16 protein-coding genes are annotated in these 16,932 nt (G+C 68.4%); 11 read left to right on the top strand and 5 right to left on the bottom strand.

Translation table 11 applies throughout. The features are described 5' to 3' along the window. Nucleotides 1-136: 136 nt before the first annotated feature. Nucleotides 137-427, bottom strand: a complete 291-nt coding sequence (locus AB0F86_RS22605; protein WP_067487175.1) for a hypothetical protein — start codon at nucleotides 425-427, stop codon at nucleotides 137-139. A gap of 204 nt (nucleotides 428-631) precedes the next feature. On the opposite strand from AB0F86_RS22605, the gene AB0F86_RS22600 reads away from it, so the two are divergent. Then, nucleotides 632-925 (top strand): hypothetical protein, encoded by a 294-nt coding sequence (locus tag AB0F86_RS22600; protein ID WP_067487178.1) that lies wholly within the window; start codon nucleotides 632-634, stop codon nucleotides 923-925. Here AB0F86_RS22600 and AB0F86_RS22595 read toward each other — a convergent pair. Then, on the bottom strand, nucleotides 922-2,598 hold the full coding sequence (locus AB0F86_RS22595; RefSeq protein WP_356985079.1) for a TerD family protein: 1,677 nt from the start codon (nucleotides 2,596-2,598) through the stop codon (nucleotides 922-924). The two genes, AB0F86_RS22600 and AB0F86_RS22595, sit on opposite strands and share 4 nt — an antisense overlap. Nucleotides 2,599-2,838: 240 nt before the next feature. Between AB0F86_RS22595 and AB0F86_RS22590 the strand changes: the two genes are divergently transcribed. Together AB0F86_RS22590 and AB0F86_RS22585 are read left to right on the top strand one after the other, a co-directional pair. Next, the gene (locus tag AB0F86_RS22590; protein WP_356985078.1) at nucleotides 2,839-3,624 is read left to right on the top strand and encodes a carbonic anhydrase family protein; all 786 of its coding nucleotides are present in this window, start codon (nucleotides 2,839-2,841) and stop codon (nucleotides 3,622-3,624) included. Between the two features lie 54 nt (nucleotides 3,625-3,678). Then, nucleotides 3,679-4,164 (top strand): hypothetical protein, encoded by a 486-nt coding sequence (locus AB0F86_RS22585; RefSeq protein WP_174550357.1) that lies wholly within the window; start codon nucleotides 3,679-3,681, stop codon nucleotides 4,162-4,164. On the opposite strand, the gene pabB is transcribed toward AB0F86_RS22585, so the two are convergent. Next, entirely contained in the window at nucleotides 4,161-6,212 is a 2,052-nt protein-coding gene (gene pabB, locus AB0F86_RS22580) for an aminodeoxychorismate synthase component I (RefSeq protein ID WP_356985077.1), read from the bottom strand. The genes AB0F86_RS22585 and pabB overlap by 4 nt on opposite strands. Nucleotides 6,213-6,251: 39 nt before the next feature. Between pabB and AB0F86_RS22575 the strand changes: the two genes are divergently transcribed. The 3 genes from AB0F86_RS22575 to AB0F86_RS22565 all read left to right on the top strand — a co-directional run bounded on the left by AB0F86_RS22575 (nucleotide 6,252) and on the right by AB0F86_RS22565 (nucleotide 9,122). Beyond that, complete coding sequence (locus AB0F86_RS22575; RefSeq protein ID WP_356985076.1) at nucleotides 6,252-7,292, top strand: phosphotransferase family protein; 1,041 nt, start codon at nucleotides 6,252-6,254, stop codon at nucleotides 7,290-7,292. Between the two features lie 71 nt (nucleotides 7,293-7,363). Beyond that, entirely contained in the window at nucleotides 7,364-7,888 is a 525-nt protein-coding gene (locus AB0F86_RS22570) for a DinB family protein (RefSeq protein ID WP_356985075.1), read from the top strand. Between the two features lie 103 nt (nucleotides 7,889-7,991). Then, the gene (locus tag AB0F86_RS22565) at nucleotides 7,992-9,122 is read left to right on the top strand and encodes an NDMA-dependent alcohol dehydrogenase (RefSeq protein WP_356985074.1); all 1,131 of its coding nucleotides are present in this window, start codon (nucleotides 7,992-7,994) and stop codon (nucleotides 9,120-9,122) included. Here the strand turns inward: AB0F86_RS22565 and aztA are convergent. Continuing rightward, the gene (aztA, locus tag AB0F86_RS22560) at nucleotides 9,101-9,799 is read right to left on the bottom strand and encodes a zinc ABC transporter ATP-binding protein AztA (protein WP_356985073.1); all 699 of its coding nucleotides are present in this window, start codon (nucleotides 9,797-9,799) and stop codon (nucleotides 9,101-9,103) included. The two genes, AB0F86_RS22565 and aztA, sit on opposite strands and share 22 nt — an antisense overlap. A gap of 48 nt (nucleotides 9,800-9,847) precedes the next feature. Between aztA and aztB the strand changes: the two genes are divergently transcribed. The 3 genes from aztB to aztD all read left to right on the top strand — a co-directional run bounded on the left by aztB (nucleotide 9,848) and on the right by aztD (nucleotide 14,147). Beyond that, a complete protein-coding gene (gene aztB / locus AB0F86_RS22555; RefSeq protein WP_356985072.1) occupies nucleotides 9,848-11,821 on the top strand; it encodes a zinc ABC transporter permease AztB in 1,974 nt (657 codons plus the stop codon). A 194-nt stretch (nucleotides 11,822-12,015) separates the two neighbouring features. Continuing rightward, the gene (gene aztC, locus AB0F86_RS22550; protein ID WP_356985071.1) at nucleotides 12,016-12,963 is read left to right on the top strand and encodes a zinc ABC transporter substrate-binding protein AztC; all 948 of its coding nucleotides are present in this window, start codon (nucleotides 12,016-12,018) and stop codon (nucleotides 12,961-12,963) included. Between the two features lie 23 nt (nucleotides 12,964-12,986). Then, nucleotides 12,987-14,147, top strand: a complete 1,161-nt coding sequence (gene aztD / locus AB0F86_RS22545; protein ID WP_225281118.1) for a zinc metallochaperone AztD — start codon at nucleotides 12,987-12,989, stop codon at nucleotides 14,145-14,147. A gap of 90 nt (nucleotides 14,148-14,237) precedes the next feature. Here the strand turns inward: aztD and AB0F86_RS22540 are convergent, their stop codons facing one another. Beyond that, the gene (locus AB0F86_RS22540) at nucleotides 14,238-15,434 is read right to left on the bottom strand and encodes a serine hydrolase domain-containing protein (protein WP_356985070.1); all 1,197 of its coding nucleotides are present in this window, start codon (nucleotides 15,432-15,434) and stop codon (nucleotides 14,238-14,240) included. A gap of 31 nt (nucleotides 15,435-15,465) precedes the next feature. Here AB0F86_RS22540 and AB0F86_RS22535 point away from each other — a divergent pair, with 31 nt between their 5' ends. Together AB0F86_RS22535 and AB0F86_RS22530 are read left to right on the top strand one after the other, a co-directional pair. Beyond that, the gene (locus tag AB0F86_RS22535) at nucleotides 15,466-16,281 is read left to right on the top strand and encodes a serine hydrolase domain-containing protein (protein ID WP_181697999.1); all 816 of its coding nucleotides are present in this window, start codon (nucleotides 15,466-15,468) and stop codon (nucleotides 16,279-16,281) included. A gap of 101 nt (nucleotides 16,282-16,382) precedes the next feature. After that, nucleotides 16,383-16,910: a DUF3145 domain-containing protein gene (locus tag AB0F86_RS22530; protein ID WP_067487208.1), complete on the top strand. Its 528-nt coding sequence runs from the start codon at nucleotides 16,383-16,385 to the stop codon at nucleotides 16,908-16,910. Nucleotides 16,911-16,932 lie beyond the last annotated feature (22 nt).

Raw genomic sequence — 16,932 nt, 5'->3', positions numbered from 1 at the left:
GTTGCTGCCATGTGCCGACACAGTAGAGCCCAGCTGAAGCGACCCGGGTCCTGTTGAACCACAACAGAACCCGGGTCGGGAATCCTTGCCGGTCGAGGCGGCCCGGTTCATCCGGACCGGCCCGAGCGGACAGGAATCAGATCATGGCGTTCATGATGGTGCCGCCGCTGGTGGCGACCACGCCGCCGATCATCGCGCCCGCGACCATCCGCGGCGACTGCATCGCACCGCCGGTCCACTTCTCCCAGGCGAACTTGCCACCCGCGTAGGTGATGGCGATGATGCCCGAAAGCAGCACGAACCAGGTGAAGTAACGCACCATCTGCAAGAGCTTCTCCGACAGCGGCGGCGCCTCGGGTGTCGGATTGCCGATCTGGGCCAAGGTATCGGTGAAGACCAAGGTATCGGCGACAGCGGCCAGAATCATGTTTGCTCACTCGGTAACTCGGGGGAACGGCGATGAACTGCTGTGGCCGATGGTATCCCGTCCGGCGCGGCGTCGCAGCCACCCCCTCGACAGAACCGATCGGTTTTGTTGGTGCGCTGGGGGTTCGCGGCCGTATCCTGGAACTCGTCCGAATACGGCAGCGCTGGAACGTAGTTCGCTATACGCGGAAAAGGGGAGCAGGCTATGAGCATCATTCTGACGTCGATGGCCGACACCGTCACGACGTTTGCGCAGGTCGGCAACCCTACGCCGGAGGCACCGCCGCTCTCGGACAAGATCATGCAGATGGTCCAGTACCTCACCTGGTTCATGATTCTTTCGGGCATTCTGGCCATCACCGTCGCGGGCGGAAAGTTTGCCTGGGAGAAGTGGAACGGCAGCTCCATGGAGTCGCCCAAGATGATCGCCGGTGCCATGATCGGCGGTGTGGTCGCCACCAGCGGCGGCACCATCATGAACGCGGTTCTCGGCAGCTAGATCCGCGCGCCCTTGGCCCGGTTGCAGGCCCGGCACAGGATCTGCAGGTTCGACGCGCTCGTCGCGCCGCCCCGGCTGAGCGGGATGATGTGGTCGAACTCCAGGTAGTGCCGGTCGCCGCATTCCACGCAGGCGCCACCGTCGCGCTGCCACACCAGGGCCTTCACGTCCTGGGGAATGCTGCGGCTGTCGCGCTGCCCGGGCGTGAGGACCAGGCGTTTGGCCACGCGCAGCGCGCCTTCGAGCGCGGCCGCCACATAGTCCGGGTCGGCCACGCCGAAGGTCGCGCCGCCGCGCGCGGAGGTCGCGGCCACCACGACGGTGCCGTGTTCGGGGTGCACCGAAACCACCCGGGACCAGGGCAGTTCGACGCCGGTGCCGTCGCCGACGAAGCGCAGCTTCTTGGAGCTGCCGATCAGCCTGCCCTCGGAGTGGCGTGGACCGCGCGCGAGCATCCGGATGTGCACGGCGGGCAGGTCCAGGTGGACGCGCTCGTCCGGGTCCAGGTGCAGGCCCGGTGTGTCGACGGCAGGCAGCTCGCCTGCACGCAGCCGTGACAGGGTGCGGCCCCGGTGCATTCGCCTGCGCAGATCGTCGACGATGGGGCCGCCCAGGTCGAGCTCACCGACGACGTGCTCGAACGCGTCCAGTTCATCGGCGAACACCTCACCGTCGGCGAACGCGAACGCGACCATCCGCTCCACCTGGGTGAGGCCGTCCTCGCGCAGAAACGCTCTGCCCTGTTCCTCATCGATGCGCTGGAACCGCAGTGACGCCCACACCTGTGTCCACTCCGGTGATCGGGTGCCGGGGCCGGTGAGGACCCGCACGGCTCGGTTGCGCCAGTGGGTGAGGAACTCGTCGATCTCGGCGGCACACGTCTTGCACGGAGCGTGACCGCCGAACAGCTTGCGGCGCAAGGTATTACCGCAGCGTGCGCAGTGGCCCCGGGTCGGCGGGAGATATGGGCGCACGCTCGATGTCCATTCGTCGCCGTCCCACCAGCGCAGGCGGTCGGGTGCGTCCGGGTCGGGATGCCAGTCGGCCAGGTCGGGGTCCGCCGGTGGCGGTGGCGGGGTATCGATGACACGGCGGGTCAGGGCGGGCGCGCCGGACAACTCGGCACCGGTCCGGCCGGTGCGGCCTTCGTCGGCTCTGCCCACGGAGGCCGGTTCGTCGACCGTGACGCCGAATTCGACGGCCAGCCCTCGCAGCCCGCCTGCCCAGCCCTGGCCGATCGCACGGAAACGCCAGCCACCGTCGCGCCGGTAGAACTCCCCGAACATCATCGCCTGGACGTCCTCGATGCTGTCGACGGCGAAGCGGGCGACCGGACCGTCGGCGGCGTGCACGGTGAGAGTGAGGTCGTCGAGGCGATCGAAGGTGGTGTCGTCCACTGATGCCGTGACGACGATGCGGGCGATATCGGCTTCGGTGCGGGGCAGGGAGATGCTCAGCCGAGCCGTACCCGGTTCGGGTTCCTGGTCGAGGGTGACCGCCTGCGAGGCGTGGCGAGGGGCGTTGAAGAAGACGAAATCGCGGTCGGTGCGGACCAGACCGGATTCGGTGACCAGGAGTGCGTGGGCGTCGACAGCCTGCGCTCCCCGCCATGAAACAACCACGGCGAGAAGCGATGTCGGTACCGGCGAATTCGCGCCCTTGCGTAGTTCCATGGTCCTCGCATGATGCCACGGAGGTCCGACACGGTTTGCCGGAGCGCCGCCCCGGCCACCTCGGTGAGTGTGAGCCATCTCGCAGGACCGGGCCTGGTTTCACCCATCCTCAGAGGTTTAGCGTTGGGGTCCGCTCGATAACGAAATCCGTTGTGATATAGGGATATTCGGTGCAAAGCGGACATTTTGGGGGCCGCCGCGTTCGGTGCCGACGGCCGAGCTGACGAGGAGCTGGTCGGTATGTCGAATGGTCACTTACTCACCCGACGGGGAGCACTTGCCGCGCTCGCGCTGCTCGCGGTGGCGGGATGCGGTGGGTCGGGGCAGGCAGCGCACACTGACGTGCACTGGGATTACGACGCGGAAGGGCCCGACCACTGGGCCGATCTGGACAGCCGGTTCGTGACCTGCCGCAGCGGGCACGCGCAGTCGCCGATCGATCTGCCCGCCCATACGGAACTGCATCCCGACGAACACATCGACATCGAGTACCGGCCGATGTCCTCGGTGCAGGTGGTGAACAACGGGCACACGATTCAGGCGAACGTGGCGTCCGGCTCGGGTAACCGCATCGTCGTCGACGGGAGCGCGTTCGAGTTGACCCAGTTCCATTTCCACCTGCCGAGCGAGCACACCGTCGACGGGGCGGAAGCGGCGATGGAGCTGCACTTCGTGCACGCGGACCGGGCAGGCAGGCTCGCGGTACTCGCGGTGCTGTTGCGCGCGCAGCCGGACTCGGCGCCGCTGGGGACGGTACTCGCGGCGGCACCGGATCGGGTGGGTGCCACCAGGACGGTGACGAGCATCGATCCGCGCGCGTATCTGCCGACCGGGTTCGCCCAGTTCCGCTACGAGGGTTCGCTCACCACGCCGCCCTGCACCGAAGGGGTGCGCTGGATCGTGCTGCGCGAACCCGCGCCGGTCGCGATCGCCGATGTGGAGCACTATCGCGCGCTGTTCCCGCACACCAACCGCCCGGTGCAACCGCGATTCGGCCGACCGGTCGTGCTGGCCGGACAGAACTGACGGACACGGCGGCTCCTCCCTGCGCACGCGGCCGCCGTGGGGCACAGTGGAGACATGACGAACCCGAAGAAGCGGGGGCGCACGCCGCAACCACCACCGGTGCCGCCGCAGGCGCGCAGGGTGCCGGGCGCCGAGCTGCTGTCGGCGGCGCAGGCGGCGGTCGGCGCGGCACAGTCGGCGGCGGGGCAGGCCATCGACGCGGCGCAGCAGACGGCGGGTTACGCCTTCGACGCGGCGGTACGGCTGCCACCGGCCTCGGCGCAACTCGCCGCGCAGCTGCCGGATCTGGTGGAGAACCTGTCGATCGCGGTCGACCGGCTCAACAGCACGATCGACCGCCTCGATCGCACGCTCGCCCTCGCCGACCCGGTGTTCGCCACCTACGACCGGTTGCTGCCCCGCCTCGAGGCGATGATCTCGCTGGGTGAGGACCTGTTCGGCGCCCTCGCGAAACTGCCGGGTGTGGGTCTGATCGGCCGCTTCACCGGGCGCGGCGGCGAGGAACCACCACCGGAACCGGAGAAGCGCCGACGTCGCTAGAGTGCGCGGAAGGTCGCCGCGGCCTTGAGGACCATCTCGGCGTACTCGTCCTCGGCGTCGGAATCGAGCACGATCGCCCCGCCGGCGCCGATGGTCCACTCGTCGTCGTGGCGCACCGCGGTGCGGATGACGATATTGAGGTCGGCGGTTCCGCCGAGCCCGAGGAAGCCGATGGTGCCCGAATAGATCCCGCGCGCCCGGGTTTCCAGCTCGTCGAGGATTTCCATGGTGCGCAGTTTCGGCGCCCCGGTCATCGACCCACCCGGGAAACAGGCCCGCACGCAGTCGACCACACCCGCCCCCGGGCGCAGGGTGCCGCGGACGGTCGATACCAATTGGTGCAGGGTGGAATAGGTTTCGGTGACCATGAGCGCGGGCACGTGCACCGAACCGACCTCGCACACGCGCCCGAGATCGTTGCGCAACAGGTCGACGATCATCAGGTTCTCGGCGCGCGTCTTCGGGTCGGCGGCCAGCGCGTCACGCAACCGCGCGTCCTCGGCGGGTGTCCGGCCGCGCGGTGCGGTGCCCTTGATCGGCTTGCTCTCCACCATCCGGTCCCGGTCGACCTTGAGGAATCGCTCCGGCGACGAGCACGCCACCTCGAGACCGTCGAACCGCAGGTAGGCGGCGTACGGCGCGGGATTGCAGCGGCGCAGGCGGCGGTAGAAGGCCAGGCCGTCGTCCTCGCCCGCCGCGACCGCCACCGCATCGGTCAGGCAGATCTCGTACGACTCACCCGCGTGCAGCCGCTCCTGGCACACGGCGATATCGGCCAGATAGCGGTCGCGGCCGCGCACGAGATGCGCCTGGACCGCGTCGGGGTCGGCGCGCACACGCAGGTCGACGGGATTCTTCCAGGTCGGCAGGTCGGCGAGGGCGGACTCGGTGGTACCGAGCCAATCCGCACCCGCCGCTTCGCTACCCGGATCGGTGAGAGCGAGTAGATGGGTGCGGCCCGCCACGTGGTCGACCACGACCAACCGATCGGCGAAAATCCACTGTGCGTCCGGGGTAGGGGAGCGGTGCACGGCCCGCGCCCCGCAATCGGCCTTCACCTCGTAGCCGAGATAGCCGACATAACCGCCCGCGAAATCGAAAGGCAGCAACGGTGTTTCGCAGTGCCTGGCGCGCAGTTCGCGGTCCAGGTAGTCGAGTACGGTGCCCGCGACGGTTCGGGTGCCCGCGCCATCCGTCACCGTGACGGCGCCGTCGCCTACCCGGTATCCGACGATCTCGGCGTGCGGTCCTGCCGCGTCCCCGAGGAAGGAGAACCGGTCCAGGCCCGGTTCGACGTGCTCGCTGTCGAGCCAGAACGCGGTCGCCGAGTCGCCGTAGCAACGCAGGAAGGTCGCCTCGGTATCGATCGCCCGTTCGATCACCTTGTGCCGCAACACGAACCGTCTCGTCGGCGGATCCGACGGTACCTCGGGCCCACGCACGACGACCGGCGCGGCCGCCGGGGTCCGAGCCTTGGTGAGATCGGCGAAATTGCGCAACAGCGCGGCCCCGAACTCGCTGGACACCGACTCCGGATGGAACTGCACACCCCACTGCGACCGCTCGCGGTGCCGCACACCCATCACCACACCGTCGCCCGTCGTCGCCGTCACCTCCAGCACGTCGGGCAGCGGGCGCAGCGCGGCCAGCGAGTGGTATCGCACCACCGTGAAGTCCTGCGGCAACCCGGCGAACAGGTCCCGGTCGTCGTGGGCGACCCGATCGAGGTAACCGTGGCGCGCCTCGGGGGCGCGACCGACCTGTCCACCCGCCCCGATCACGATGCCCTGATGCCCGAGGCACACCCCGAGCAGTGGCAACTCGGCCTGCTCGAGCACCGCCGTCGAAATCCCCATGTCCCTGGGCCGATCGGGACGGCCCGGCCCCGGCGAGATCACGACATTGTCGAATCGGTCGAGGCCCAGTTCGCCCACGCTGCCCACCTCGTCGTTGCGCACGACGACTGGCTCGCTCCCGTTGACCTCACTGATGAGCTGGTAGAGGTTGTAGGTGAACGAGTCGTAGTTATCGATCAACAGCGTGCGCATCGTGGCCAAAACCCTACGCCGGACGCGGTTCGGGGCAGAATGTGCGCCATGGCTGTTTCGCAACCGGATCTCGCGGCGCTCGGACATTGGATGGACGAGCAGGGCTTACCTGGCGACACGATCGGGGAGGTCAGCCCGATCGGCGGCGGCACCCAGAACATCATGATCCGCTTCACCCGGGGCGGCCGCGAATACGTCCTGCGTCGTGGACCCGAACACCTGCGGGCCAAGAGCAACGAGGTGATCGCCCGCGAATCCCGTCTGCTCACCGCGCTGGACGGCACCGAGATCCGCGCCCCACGGGTGATCGCCGCCTGCACCGACCCCTCGGTGCTCGGGGCGGTCTTCTACCTGATGGAACCCATCCGCGGCTTCAATCCGCAGACCGAACTACCCGAGCTGCACGCGAACGACCCGGAGATCCGCAGGCGGATGGGGCTGTCGGCGATCGAGGCCATCGCGCGCCTCGGCACCGTCGACTACCTGGCGCTCGGCCTGGCCGACTACGGCCGGCCCGAAGGCTTCCTCGAACGTCAGGTGCCGCGCTGGCTGCGCGAACTCGACACCTACGCCGCCAACGAGGGCTACCCGGGCCCGCAGATCCCCGACGTGGAGCGGGTCGGTGACTGGCTCGACCGCAACCGTCCCGCCGACCCGCCACCGGGCATCATGCACGGCGACTGCCACCTGGCCAACATGATGTTCGACTACGACGGCCCCGAGGTGGCGGCCATGGTCGACTGGGAGATGTCGACCATCGGCGACCCCCTGCTCGACCTCGGCTGGCAACTGGCGACCCGCCCCGAACCCGGCACCGTCGGCGCCGGGCTGATGGGCACTCTCGGCACCGTCGGCGGCCTGCCGACGCCCGAGGAGATGATCCGGCACTACGCCGAATTCTCCGATCGCGACCTGCGCGCCGTCACCTGGTACGAGGTGCTGGCCTGCTTCAAGCTCGGCATCGTGCTCGAAGGCACCCACGCCCGGGCCTTCGCCGGCAAGGCGCCCAAGCAGGTGGGCGACTTCCTGCACGCGGTGACCCTCGAACTGTTCGAGAAGGCGCGCAAGCTGATCGACTGATGCCCGGATCTCGACGATCATTGGCTGAATATCAATGGACGTCAAGATTGCGACGCCATAGCCTTGGCGACATGATCGTGCCTGATACCAAGGACTGGACCTGGGTCCTCGAAAAGCCCTGCGCCGAATGCGGATACGACGCCGCATCGATCGCGTTCGAGCAGGTGCCCGACCGGACGCGGGCCGCTGCCGCCCACATCGCCTCGGCGCTGGATCGCGACGACGTGCGCGTGCGGCCCGACGCGCAGACCTGGTCGGTCCTCGAATATGCCGCCCACGTGCGCGATGTCTGCCGCATTTTCGACAACCGGCTCGCGCTGATGCTGGACGGCGACGGCGCGACGACGCCGCGATTCGAGAACTGGGATCAAGACGCCACCGCCGTCGCCGACCGCTACAACGAGCAGGACCCGGCGGCGGTCGCGCAAGAGCTGTCCGCCGATGCCGAGCAGGTGGCCGCGGCCTTCGCTGCCGTGCCCGCGGATCGGCTCGACTGGCGCGGTGCCCGCAGCGACGGATCGCTGTTCACCGTGGCCTCGCTGGGCCGATACTTCCTGCACGACCTCGAGCACCACGTCCACGACGTGCGCGGATAGAGAAATCTTCACCAGATTTCTAGAACGTGTTCCAGAATCGGCCGAAAGTTCGTAGGGTGGGAGCAGTCACAACGAGGCACTGCTTGGCGAGAGGTCGATCGTAATGAAGACGAAGGGCGCGATCCTGTGGGGCGTCGACCAGGAATGGTCGGTCGAGGAGATCGAGGTCGGCGACCCCGTGTCGGGGGAGGTGCAGATCCGCATGGAAACAGCGGGCATGTGCCACTCCGATCACCACATCGTCACCGGTGCCACGCCGATGCCCGGCTACCCGGTGATGGGTGGCCACGAGGGCGCGGGTGTGATCACCAAGCTCGGGCCGAACTGCCCGAGCGATCTGGCCGTGGGCGACCACGTCATCCTTTCGTTCATCCCGGCCTGCGGACGCTGTCCGTCATGTGTGTCCGGGAATATGGCGCTGTGTGACCTGGGTGCGGGATTGCTGATGGGACAGGCGATTTCGGACGGCACGTACCGCATCCAGGCGCGCGGCGAGAACGTCATCCCGATGTGCCTGCTCGGCACCTTCGCCCCCTACATGACGGTGCACCACACCTCGGTGGTCAAGATCGACCCGACCATTCCGTTCGAGGTGGCCTGCCTGGTCGGGTGCGGCGTGCCCACCGGCTTCGGCTCGTCCACCCATGTGGCCCAGGTCCAGCCGGGCGAGACCGTGGTGATCGCGGGCATCGGCGGCGTGGGGATGAGCGCGCTGCAGGGCGCGGTGCTCAGTGGTGCGTCGAAAGTCGTTGCCATCGACCCGAATCCGTGGAAGCGCGAGCAGGCGCAGAAGTTCGGCGCCACCCACACCTACGAGAGCATGGCCGCCGCGATCATGCCGCTGATGGATGCCACCGAGGGTCGGATGGCCGAGAAGGTCATCCTCACCATGGGTGAGATGCACGGCGACTACGTCGAGGAAGGTCTGATCCTCACCGGCAAGGCGGGCACGCTCGTCGTCACCTCCATGGGCCGCATGGACGCGGGCGAGGTGAAGATGAACAGCTTCCTGCTCTCGATGCTGCAGAAGACGGTGAAGGGCTGCATCTTCGGCGGCGGCAACGCCCGCCAAGACGCGCCGCGGCTGCTGTCGCTGTACAAGGCCGGCCAGCTCAATCTCGACGACATGGTCACCCGCAGCTACTCCCTCGAGGAGATCAACCAGGGCTACCGGGACATGCTGGACGGCAAGAACATTCGCGGCATCATCCGCTACACCGAAGCCGACTGGTAGCCGAAGGTCCCCAGTACCTCGCCGGGCGGACCCCCGGCGAGGATTCTGCCGTCGCGCAACTGCAGGCAATGATCGGCGCGTGCGGCTTCGGCCGGGTCGTGGGTCGCCTGCACCACGGTGACCCCACCGGCCGCGATCTCGGTGAGCGCACCCGAGATCTCGGCGCGCGCGGCGTCGTCCAGTCCGGTCGCCGGCTCGTCGAGCAGGACCAGATCGGACTCTTGCGCCAACGCCTGGGCCAGGAGTGTGCGCTGACGCTGACCGCCCGAGAGCGTGTCCAGGCGCCGTGTCGCCAGGGCCGTGAGGTCCATCCGCTCCAGGCAGGCCTGCGCGATCTCGCGGTCGGCCCGCGTGAGCCGCCGCCACAATCCCCGATGCGCCCAGCGCCCCATCGCCACCGCCTCGCGCACCGTCATCGGCAGCGCCGCGGGAATCGCGGTGTGCTGCACTACGAAGGCGGGTCGCCGGGTCGTCTCGCGGTGCACCGTGCCCGACCGGACGGGCACCGTTCCCGCCAGGACGCCGAGCAGCGTCGATTTCCCCGAACCGTTGGGTCCGACGATCGCGGTCACCTGTCCGCGCGGGATCGCCGCCGTCACCTGTGACAGCACGGGCATGCGGCCGTAGCCGGCGGTGACGTCCTCGATGCGGATCGCCGGGTCTGCTGTGTGTTGCATCTCACCTCGTTTGAAACGATAATCGTTTTCAGTATATCGTCCGTTGCCATGGAGTGGCTGATCGCCCCGTTCGAGGTGGCATTCGTGCAGCGGGCGCTGTGGGGCGGGCTGCTGGTGTCCTGCGTGTGCGCCCTGGCCGGAACGTGGGTGGTGGTGCGCGGCATGGCTTTTCTCGGTGACGCGATGGCGCACGGCATGCTGCCCGGTGTCGCGGTGGCGGCGCTGCTCGGCGGCAATCTGATCGTGGGTGCCGCGATCAGTTGCACCGCGATGGCTTTCGGCGTCTCGGTGCTCTCGCGGAGTAAGCGGTTCGCGGCCGATACCGCGATCGGGCTGTTGTTCGTCGGGATGCTCGCGGCCGGTGTGATCATCGTGTCGCGTTCGCAGTCGTTCGCCGTGGACCTCACGGGGTTCCTGTTCGGTGATGTGCTCGCGGTGCGCACTGTCGACCTGTGGTACCTCGTGGCCGCCGTCGGGCTCGCGCTGGTTGTCGCCGTGCTCGGGCATCGGGCTTTCGTCGCGCTGACCTTCGATCCGCGCAAGGCGCACACACTCGGGCTGCATCCGAAGGCTGCGCACGTCGCGCTCGTCGGTCTGGTGACCCTGGCCATCGTCGCCTCCTTCCACGTGGTCGGCACGCTGCTGGTGTTCGGGCTGCTCATCGCGCCGCCCGCCGCCGCCGTGTACTGGTCGGACCGGATTCCGGTGGTGATGGTGCTCGCCGCGCTGATCGGTGGGTTCTCCACCGCTGCCGGGCTTGTCGTCTCCTGGCACGCGGGTACGGCGGCCGGGGCGACGATCGCCGCCGTCGCGGTCGGGTCGTTCTTCGTGTCGGCGGTCGTCTCGGCGCTGCGGGAGCGGTTCGGGAAGGTCGGTGTCGCCGCGTTGGCCGCGGTGTCGGTGGCCGGGTGTGCCGCGACCGAACCGGTGATCGTCGAGGAGCCGCCGCACGGGTATGTCGCCGGGGCCGAGGAGATGAGCGAGGCGCAGACCCGGCTGGTCGTGAGCGATCCGGCCACCGGTGACATCCGGGTGATCGATCTGCTGACCGAGCAGGTCACCACACTCGCCGGACGCGAAAATACCGCTGCACCAGAGGGCTCGGCCCTGGTCGGCGACGGTCGGTTCGGATTCCTGAGTGCCGGTGGGTCGGTGCGTGTGGTCGACAGCGGAGGATGGACCGTCGACCACGCCGATCACCGCCACTACTACAGCGCCCCGGTGCGTGAAGTCGGCAGCATCGCGGCGCCGGGTGCAGTTGTCGCCGCATATGGCGATCCGGCGGTGTCGACGGTGGTGCTCGATTCCGGTGCCACGCTGGTGTTCGATCGGGTGGCGCTCGGTGACGGGCAGGTCCGTGAGCCGCACCGGATCGACGGCATCGCGCTGCCGTACGGCGAGAAGCTGGTCGTCGCCGACGGGGCGGGACGAGTGGAGGTGCGCGGGCGCGACGGTGTGTCCGGTGAGCCACTGCCCGGCTCGTGCCCGCAGCCACGTGGTCAGGCCGTCACCCGGCGTGGAGTCGTATTCGGTTGTGCCGACGGAGCTTTGATCGTCGCCCAGCGCGACGGTGCGTTCGTCGCCGAGAAGGTCGGCTATCCAGAGCCTGGCGCCGATCGGGCGACCGCGTTCACCCATCGACCCGGCAGCACGACGCTGACCGCGCTCGCCGGACGCACCGGTGTGTGGACCCTCGACGTACGCAAGAAGACCTGGAAGCACATCCCGATCGCCGACGCGGTCGCGGTGAACACGGCCGGTGAGGGGTCCGCGGTGCTCGTCCTCAGCCGGGACGGTGTGCTGCACGGGCTCGACCCCGAAACCGGTTCGGAGACCGCACGTGTCGCACTGACCGGCCCGGTCGAGGGCGAGCCGGTGCTCCAGGTGGATCCGAACCGCGCCTATGTCAACGACATTCGTGGCCGAACCGTCCACGAGGTCGCCTACAACGACAACCTCCGTATCGCGCGCACCTTCCCGGTGGACATCGCGCCCGCACTGCTGGTGGAGACAGGTCTGTGAGTTACGAAGCAAGGGTTCGCGTCCACGCTGTGCCGGACGGTGCCGCCGGATCTCACCTTTCGGAGACCGTGCTCGCCGGGGCCGAACCCATGCCCACTCGGTCGCACGCCACGTCGGGCAGTGGCGCCCGAAGGGCCGCTGCACGCGAATCCCGTTCGGTGCTCGGTCGCCGCGGCGCATCTCCGCGGTCACGGGTGTCGCCGGGGGCTGGATTCCGGGGCGCTCCACGCATCGCAGGCCTGGCCCTTGTCGTCATCGCGCTGCTCGCGTCGATCACCGCGTGCGGCACCGGCGGCGACCGCAGCGGAATCATGGTGACCACCAACATCCTCGGTGACCTGACCAAGGCCGTCGTCGGCGACACCGCCGAGGTGACGGTGCTGATGCAAGCGGGGACCGATCCGCATTCGTTCGGCATCTCCGCACGTCAGGCCGCCGATATCGAACGATCCGCACTGGTCGTGCACAACGGCCTCGGGCTCGAGGAAGGCGTGGCCCGGCACGTGCAGGCGGCCGCGTCGGCAGGTGTGCCGACGCTGGCGGTCGCCGAGCGGGCCGACCCGATCACCTACACCTCCGACGAATCCGCCGGTCAGCCCGACCCGCATTTCTGGACCGACCCGGCGCGGGTGCGCAAAGCCGTCGAGGCGATCAGCGCCGAAGTCATCGCGCGGGTCGACGGCATCGACGCCGAGACCGTGCGCGCCAACACCGCCCGCTACGTCGGCGAACTCGACCAGCTGGACCGGTGGATGACCGACCGGTTCGCGGCGATCCCGCCCGAACGCAGGCAGTTGGTCACCGACCACCACGTCTTCGGCTATCTCGCACAGCGATTCGGGTTCACCGTGATCGGCGCCGTCATTCCCAGCGGCACTACCCTCGCGTCGCCGAGCGCCTCGGACCTCGACGACCTCGCCACCGCCATCCGCACCGCCGGGGTGCACACGATCTTCGCCGATTCGGCCGCGCCCGACCGCCTTTCGCGTGTCCTGGCCGAGCATGCGGGCCTGCAGGTGCAGGTGGCCGCTCTGCACACCGAATCGCTCACCGAACCCGGCGGCGGCGCCGCGACCTATCTCGAGATGGCGCGCGCCAACACCGAGGCCATCGCCCGCGGCTTATCCGGGCCGACAACGTAATTCAACAAGAGATGGAGCACGACATGCACAGTCGGTCACGGGCCACCACGATGGTGGCCATGTCCGGGGCGCTCGCCTCGGTGGTAGCGCTCAGCGGTTGCGGCAGCGACGACGTCGAAACCCACGACCACGCCCCGGGCGCCGAACCGATCGCCCTCACCTACGACGGCGGCATCTACGTCCTCGACGGCCTGACGCTCGCCCAGGAAGGCGAGGTGAAGCTCGACGGCTTCAACCGGCTCAACCCCGCGGGCGACGACGACCACCTGATGGTGACCGTCAAGGACAGCTTCCGGGTGTTCGACGCCCACAAGGCGGAATTCACCGGCACCGAGTACGCCGCGAGCAAGCCCGGCCACGTCGTGCGGCACGCGGGCAAGACCGTGCTGTTCGCCGACGGAACCGGTGAGGTGACCGTCGTCGACACCGACAAGATCGACAGCGGCAAGCCCACCGAGGTGTACAAGGCGGCCGCCGCCCACCACGGTGTCGCCGTCGAACTGAGCAACGGGAACCTGCTGGTCACCCTCGGGACCGAGGATGCGCGCGTGGGCCTGGTCGCCCTCGACAAGGACCGCAAGGAGATCGCCCGCAACGAGGACTGCCCCGGTGTCCACGGTGAGGCCACCGCCCAGAACGAGACCGTGGTGGTCGGCTGCCAGACCGGTGCCGTGGTCTACCGCGACGGCAAGATCACCAAGGTGACCAGCCCGACTCCCTACGGCCGCATCGGCAATATGTCGGGCAGCGACGTCTCCCCGATCGTGCTCGGTGACTACAAGCAGGACAAGGAGGCCGAGCTCGAACGGCCGACCAAGATCTCGCTGGTGAACACGGCCGACGGCAGCCTGCGCCTGGTCGACATCGGCACCAGCTATTCCTTCCGTTCGCTGGGCCGCGGCCCGCAGGGTGAGGCGCTCGTGCTCGGTACCGACGGCAAGCTCTACGTCATCGACCCGGTCGCGGGCGCGGTCACCCGCACGATCCCGGTGACCGGTGCCTGGCAGGAACCGCTCGAATGGCAGGACGCGCGCCCGACGCTCTACGTCCGTGACGGCATCGCCTACGTCACCGAACCGGCAACCAAGCAGGTCCACCGCGTCGACCTCGCCGAGGGCAAGATCACCCAGTCGGCCACCCTCCCCGCCGCGCCCAACGAGATCAACGGGGTCTCCGCCCACTAGAGGCTGCCCGCGCTCGAGATCACCACGCTCTGCCGGCGTTCGGCTTTCGACCGATGCCGCCACCAGAGCGTGGTGATCGTCTGTCCAGGTTCAGCGTGTGGCGCAGTCGAGGACGGCGGTGCGGAGGTTGCGGCTGCGGACGTCGTCGAGGATGGCCATGCCGAGGCGGTTCATGGTGTAGCCGAAGCCGAGACCTGTTGTGGGGTCGGCGAATCCGAACGAGCCACCGAGACCGGTTGTGCCGTAGGCGCGTTTGTCCGAGCCGAAGCGGAAACTCCCGCGCGATTTGCGGAAGCCCAGGTGGTAGCGGCTCTTGGTGTGCAGGACAAGGTCGGCGGCGGGGACTGAGTCGGTGGCCGGGGCGGCGAGCAGGTCGAGGACGTCGTCGCTGAGGGGGAGTGCGCCGGTGCGCCCGGCCGCCGCGCCATAGACGCGGGCCAGCGCGCGGGCGTTGCCGACGCCGTTCATACCGGGCCATTCGATGCCGAGGAATTCGCGACGAGCGGCACGGGCGGGCGCGCCGGGGCGCGGATTGGTCAGCGCCGCATAGGAATGCCCGCGTTTGGCGTACACCTCAGCGCCGATACGCAGCGGGATGTCGGCGAGTTCGTAGCGCAGGATGTCGAGGCCCTTGGTCGCCGACAGCTGGGCGACGCGGTCGAGGGACTCGTCTTCGGGCAGCCCGATGAACAGGTCGGCGCCCACCGGTGCCGCGATCTCCTCGGCGAAGAAGCGACCGAGACTGCGGGCCGCCGGATCCACGCGGCGCAGCAATTCGCTCTGGTACAGGCCGAGGGTGAGCGCGTGATAGCCGTGCCGGGTGCCCGGTTCCCACGTCGGCTTCTGCGCGGCGAGCAGGTCGGCCAGACTCTCGCGGTCACCGAGTTCGCTCAGCTTCACGATCCGGTCCAGGCCCGACAGACCGGCCTGATGGTCGATCAGCTGGCGCACGGTGATCCGGTCCTTGCCGTGCGCGGCGAACTCCGGCCAGTACTGCGCGACCGGGGCGTCGTAGTCGAGCAGTCCACGCGAGACGGCGGTGGCGATGGTGAACGCCGACATGCCCTTCGACGACGAGAACACCGGGACGATCGTGTCGCGCTCCCAGGGAACCGCACGGGCGCGGTCGCGATGGCCCGCCCACAGGTCGACCAGCGGTTCGCTGCCCGCGTAGACGGCGACGGCGGCGCCGATCTCGCCGTGCGAGGTGAAATTGCGGCGGAAAGCGTCGGCGACAGGGCCGAAACCGGCCGCCACGTCGCCGTGAACTGATGGTGCGGGACTCATGGTGTCGTCGATCGTAGCTACGCTGCCGGATATGCGTTCGTTGGAGCAGGTTCAGCAGTGGCCGGTGGCGCACGCCGCGGCTGCCGTGGTCACCGTCGACGGGGTCCACACCACGGGTGAACTCGACCGGGTGTTCCGGCTGGCTTCGGTCACCAAGCCCCTCGTCGCCTACGCGGCCCTGGTCGCCGTCGAGGAGGGTGCGATCGAACTGGATCAGCCCGCGGGCCCGCCCGGATCGACCGTGCGTCATCTGCTGGCCCACACTTCCGGTGTGGCCTTCGCCACACCGGAGGTGATCGCGAAACCGGGTGCCCGCCGCATCTACTCGAGTGCCGGATTCGAACTGCTCGCCGATTTCCTCACCGAAAGCACGGGCATCCACTTTCCGGACTATCTGCACGAGGCGGTATTCGAACCACTCGGCATGCGCGACGCGGTTCTGGAAGGGTCGGCGGGGCATGCGGGACGCGCGAGCCTTCGTGACCTGACACTATTCGCCACCGAGTTGCTGACACCCGAATTGATATCTCGGCAAACACTCGACGATGCCACCTCCGTGCAATTCCCCGACCGCGACGGAGTGCTGCCCGGATACGGCTCCCAGCGGCCCAACGACTGGGGTCTCGGCTTCGAAATACGTGACGGGAAAACCCCGCACTGGACCGGTCATTCCAATTCGCCGCGCACCTACGGGCACTTCGGTCAGTCCGGGACGTTCCTGTGGGTCGACCCCGAAATAGGGGTAGCCACGATCGGTTTGAGCGACGAGAATTTCGGCGACTGGGCAAGAACCGCGTGGCCGAAATTTAGTGATTCCGTGATCGCAGAGACACATAACACGCAGTGAGGTAACACCCGCAACATCGCTCACTTCGCCTACACTCGCACCACACCAGTCCGACGGACCGTTGGGGAAGACGCTCCTTGTCGAGGCTGGAGGTGTTGGTAGTGCGCGCATCGAGTCAGTTCGCTGACGCGACGGCAGGTGTGGTCTACATCCACTCCTCGCCCGCCGCGTTGTGCCCGCACATCGAATGGGCACTGTCCACCGCGCTGTCCACGCCGGCGAAACTGCGCTGGACCGCGCAGCCCGCCGACGGACAGCTGCGCGCCAGCGGTGACTGGATCGGCCCCGTCGGAACCGCCGCCCGGATAGCCCAATCATTGCGTGCCTGGCCGGTTCTGCGGTTCGAAGTCACCGAGGACCCCAGCGAAGGCGTGGACGGCGAACGCTACAGTTTCGTCCCCGCCCTCGGCCTCTGGCACGGCTCCACCGGCGCCAACGGCGACGTGATGCTCGGCGAAATGCGATTACGCGCCCTCCTCCAAGCCGCCACCGAACTGAGCACCTTCGACCTCGGCGCCGAAATCGATCGCGCCCTCGGCACCGCCTGGGACGAGGACCTCGAAGCCTTCCGCCAGGGCACCGACTGCACCGGCGCCGAAGTCACCTGGCTGCGCCGTCACGTCGGCTGAGCACCACTTCTTTTCGGCATTT

The sequence above is a fragment of the Nocardia sp. NPDC023733 genome (assembly GCF_040639775.1).
GTDB classification, from domain to species: Bacteria; Actinomycetota; Actinomycetes; order Mycobacteriales; family Mycobacteriaceae; genus Nocardia; species Nocardia rosealba.
This window is presented reverse-complemented; position numbering and strand designations above follow the sequence as displayed.